General features: G+C 43.7%; 4 protein-coding genes. All 4 read left to right on the top strand.

All coding sequences use genetic code 11. The features are described from left to right. The first annotated feature begins 99 nt into the window (after positions 1-99). Positions 100-1,269 (top strand): iron-containing alcohol dehydrogenase, encoded by a 1,170-nt coding sequence (locus V7659_RS10640; RefSeq protein WP_335540004.1) that lies wholly within the window; start codon positions 100-102, stop codon positions 1,267-1,269. Between the two features lie 25 nt (positions 1,270-1,294). Next, complete coding sequence (locus tag V7659_RS10635; RefSeq protein ID WP_335540002.1) at positions 1,295-2,752, top strand: aldehyde dehydrogenase family protein; 1,458 nt, start codon at positions 1,295-1,297, stop codon at positions 2,750-2,752. 17 nt (positions 2,753-2,769) lie between these two features. Beyond that, positions 2,770-3,909 carry an acyl-CoA dehydrogenase family protein gene (locus tag V7659_RS10630; RefSeq protein WP_335540000.1) on the top strand — a complete coding sequence of 380 codons (1,140 nt, stop codon included), beginning with the start codon at positions 2,770-2,772 and terminating at the stop codon, positions 3,907-3,909. 133 nt (positions 3,910-4,042) lie between these two features. Then, the coding region (locus V7659_RS10625; RefSeq protein WP_335539999.1) for a CoA-transferase at positions 4,043-4,933 on the top strand (891 nt) is incomplete at its 3' end.

Below are 4,933 nucleotides of genomic sequence, written 5' to 3'. Positions count from 1 at the left end.
TGATAATATTGTTTTGACAAATTAGAAAATTGGTGCTATTTTAAAGATATATTATCGATAACCGATAATAAGTAAATATTTTATGGAGGAATGAAAATCATGAACCTACTTATCGATTCATTTGAGTTCGGCGTACTCACTCAAATCCATTATGGAGTTGGAAAACTTAATGAACTTCCTGACATTCTAAAGGCTGAAAACTATCAAAAAGTGATGATCGTTACAGATCCTGGACTTGCTAACTCCGGATTACTAGAGCGGTTGGAAAAAATTTTAACCAGCGGAGAAATTCAATATGCCGTTTTTAAAGAGGTACAACCGGATCCAACACTTGAAGTGGTGGACACCGTTAGACAATTATTCTTAGATAATCAATGTGATGCTGTGATCGGCATAGGTGGTGGAAGTTCGATTGATACCGCAAAAGGAGTCTCTGCAGCAGTCGCTAATCCTGGAGATCTTGGCCAATATGAAGGAAAGAATAAACTTCCAAATCGCGGACCCGATGTAATAGCCATCCCAACTACTGCAGGAACTGGATCTGAGGTTACCCATGCAATGGTGCTGAAAGATACGAAACGTAAATATAAAATGGGAATCCTTAGCCAGAACTTGCATCCGAAAGCGGCGATCCTCGATCCACAGCTGCTCACCACGCTTCCTAGAGGCCTTGCAGCGATTACCGGAATGGACGCCTTGAGTCATGCTATTGAATCCTATACGTCCAATCAAGCACAGCCAATCACAGAAGCACTGGGATTACATGCTATTCGAATGATTGCAAAATATCTTAGACCTTTCGTAGCTCAGCGCACCAATTTGGAAGCGGCTTCACAGATGATGTTGGCTAGTACTATTGCCGGCGCAGCATTTATATGGGGAAGGGTAGCCGCTGTTCATGCTTTATCCCATCCATTAGGTGGCCGCTATAAAGTTCCGCATGGTTTAGCAAATTCCATCCTCCTCCCAGTTGTTATGGAATTCAATGCTAGTTCCAATCAAGAAAAATTTAAAGAGATTGCGATTCTGCTAGGGGAGAATTTGGAAGGCTTAAGCTCAAGAGAGGCAGCGTTACGCTCTGTTGACGCGGTAAAAGGGCTAATTGCCGATTTAGATATTCCGCCAACACTCGGAGCAAACAATGTCAGCTTATCTGAAGAAGAAATTCACATTGTTGCCCAGGAAGCATTGGATAGTGGAGTGGCTGCAGCAAATCCAAAGGTAACTACCTTAGAGGATTTGAAAAATATCTTGAGGAAAGCACTTTAAAAAATAGTGGTGAGGGAGAGTTTCCATGGCAAACGTATTTCCAATTAAAATTCAAAACTATATTGATGGTAAATGGGTTCCGTCATCAAATATGAAAACATATCAAAGAGAAAATCCGGCGAATCCGGAAGAAATTGTGATCATCGCACCCAATTCAACAGTAGAAGATACGAATCATGCCGTGGAGGCGGCGCAAAGAGCATTTGCTGATTGGTCCAGTACGCCGGCTCCTAAGCGCGCAGATTTGCTGTATCGTTTCACTGAACAATTATACGCCGAACGTGAATCGATTGCTCAAATCATTACGAAAGAACAAGGGAAAACGTTAAACGAGGCATTAGGGGAAATCAATAAGACGATTAGTGAAGTACGCTATACCGCAGGAGAAGCTACGAGAATGAACGGTCAGACCCTCCCAAGCGAAAGAGCCGGTATCGAGGTAAAGACAAAAAGAGTACCAAAGGGAGTTATTGCCGCAATTTCTCCATGGAACTTCCCGATTGTAACACCGCTTCGAAAAATAGCTCCGGCATTGGCAACTGGAAATACAGTAGTATTTAAGCCTGCAAGTATAACTGTCGGAACTGCTGCTAAGTTCGTCGAAATTTTTGAAAAAGTCGGTTTGCCTAAGGGTGTTTTAAATCTAGTAATTGGATCTGGCAGAGAAGTTGGTACACCTCTAATCGGCCATCCGCTTGTCAAGGGAGTAACCTTTACAGGATCTACTGGTGTTGGCAGGTCGATTTATCAAGTCGCGGCAGAAAAATTAATTCCGGTCCAATTGGAATTGGGCGGCAAAAATGCCGGCATTATCTATGACTATAATGATATAAAAGGAGCCGTTAACCAAATTTGCGGTGCCGCTTTTGCAGCAACTGGCCAGAGATGTACATCGATCAGCCGTATCGTAGTGCAACGTTCGGCAGTAAATGACGTAGTCAGCTACTTAAAAGACAAATGTCAATCGTACATCATCGGTGACGGAATGAACCCGGAAACGACCTTGGGACCGGTGGTTTCAAAAGACCATTTGGAAACCATCGAGAATTACGTCCAAATCGGGGTGAACGAGGGAGCAACACTCGTTCACGGTGGTAAAAGGGTAGAGAGCCAGACTAAGGGGTACTTCTATGAACCTACTGTTTTCACTGATGTTTCACCAGATATGCGAATTGCAAAGGAAGAGATTTTTGGACCAGTATTAACCATAACGCCTGTAGATAGTTTTGACGAAGCCATTCAAATCGCCAATGATGTTGAATACGGACTTGCAGCTTCCTGCTTTACCAATAACATGGAGTACGCTGAACAATTCGTCAACGAAGTACAAACCGGGATGTTACATATCAATAACGGAACCATTAGTGAATCCCATGTTCCATTTGGCGGCTTGAAAAATTCAGCGGTTGGTCCTTACTCCATTGGGGTAACTGCAAAAGATTTCTTTACTGATCTTAAAGTGGTTTATTCAGCATCAAAATAAATAAAGGGGATGTAAACATGCTCATGACAGAAACAAATCAAGAATGGAAAGATGTAGCCCGCGATTTTGCATCTCGCAAATTACAAATGGGGACACATTGGCTCGAAGGTGAGGAATATTGGTCAAATGCCCGTATGTTGGCGGAACAGGGCTTTTTGGGAATAACTTTGCCAGAAGAGTATGGCGGTTTAAATCAAACTTTATTTGATGCCCTATTAATGATAGAAGAATTGTGCAAGGTATGTCCAACCAGCGGGAGACAGGTATATCACTCAAGTATTGGAATCGCCTCCTTCATCAATCACCTTGGCACAGAGGCGCAAAAGAAATTATACCTTCCCCAAATAACGGCCGGGAAATTATTCGTGGGACTTGGAATGAGTGAGCCTGAGGCAGGGAGTGCGGCCACAGACATGAAAACGACTGCGGTCGACGAAGGAGATCATTATCGATTAAATGGATCCAAGATTTGGGTTAGTGAGGCACATTTAGCTGATCTGTTTGTTGTCTATGCACGCTTTGGAAACACTGGAAGGACATCCGATATTGGTGCCATTTTAGTAGAACGCGGAACGCCAGGCTTTACAGTAGGTGTTCCTGAAGAAAATATGAGTGGTGAATTCCAATCGGCTCTTTATTTCGATGATGCCTTAGTACCAAAAGAAAATGTATTGACGGAACGTAATGCTTTCAAAGCCCTAATGGGAGTCTATAACGGGGTACGTTTAGGGTTTGCTGCCCAAACCTTAGGAATTACCCAAGCTGCATTCGATAGAACCGTTCAATATATTCAGGAGCGGAAGCAGTTTGGTAAAGAAATATGCGAATTTCAAGGGATTCAATGGATGGTAGCTGACATGTTTATGCAATTGGAAGCAGCACGAACTTTGTTGTACCGTGCGGGTATGGCCGCAGCAAATAATAAGCCGGATAAGCATGCAGCAAGTGTTGCTAAAGTTTATGTAGCAGAGGCGGCTAAAAAGATTACAGATGATTGTTTACAGCTTCATGGTGGATACGGATTCTCCAAACAGTATCCCTTGGAATGGTATTACCGTTGTGTACGGGCTGCATCTATTGCGGGAGGTACTGTTCAAGTTCATCGCACGATGCTGGCTGCTGAAGTATTAGGAAGAAAATTTGACCAGCGAAAATAGAATCTTTTCTTTTCCGGGACAGACCCGATAAACACTGCGGCTGTGCACACAGCACAGCTGGGGGATGCCCCAGCTGCTTCATACGAAATCACTAAGGTTAGCAAATTATAAATTTAGAAAGGGGAAAACGAGAATGCTTACTACTACGAAATCAAAGGTAATCTCTTTCGAAGAAGCCGTCAGCAAAATACCAAACGGTGCAAACATTACAATCAGCGGCCTTATTTCTGTTCTTTGTCCGGAAAGAGTAATGGCAGAGCTGGAGAAGCGTTACCTTTCCACTGGAGAACCAAGAGATTTAACGGTCATCACACCCGTGCGAGTAGGCTGGAGCAAAATACACAGCACCGGATTAGAACATGTGGCGAATCGTGGAATGCTCAAAAGATTAATTAGCGGCAGTTTTAATGTAAAAGAAGGACCAAGGCTTACTGAGATGATCCGCGAAAACGAAATCGAGGCCTATGGCTTTTCAATGGGAACGATCTTTCATTGGATTCGGGCCATGGCTGCAGGCGAATCAGGACTTGTGACGAAAGTGGGATTGCATACATATGTGGATCCACGCTACGACGGCGGACGCCTGAATGAGCATACCAAAGAGAATATATCAAAAGTCATAGAGATTGGCGGTGAGGAGAATCTATTTTACCCCAGCATTCCTATCCATGTAGCGATTATTCGCGGTTCAACAGCGGATGAGAACGGAAATATTACGCTGGAAAATGAACCTGTTACATTAAGCGGCTTGGAGATGGCCATGGCAGCTAAAGCCAGTGGGGGATATGTAATTGCCCAGGTGAAACAGGTAGTGCCAAACAATACCCTGAATCCTCATGACGTAGCCATTCCTGGTATTCTGGTGGATGCAGTGGTAATCGATCCGGACCAAAAACAAAGCTTGCTTGATGAGGACGATCCAAGCTGGACCGGCGAAATCAAACTTCCGTTAGAACAAGTATATAAGCCGCTCCCATTGAATTCCAAAAAGGTGATATTAAGGAGGGCGGCCAAGGAACTGAAG

The sequence above is a fragment of the Neobacillus drentensis genome, from assembly GCF_036966985.1.
GTDB classification, from domain to species: domain Bacteria; phylum Bacillota; class Bacilli; order Bacillales; family Cytobacillaceae; genus Neobacillus; species Neobacillus drentensis_E.
The sequence above is the reverse complement of the archived record's forward strand: the minus strand, read 5'-3'. Positions and strand labels throughout refer to the sequence as shown.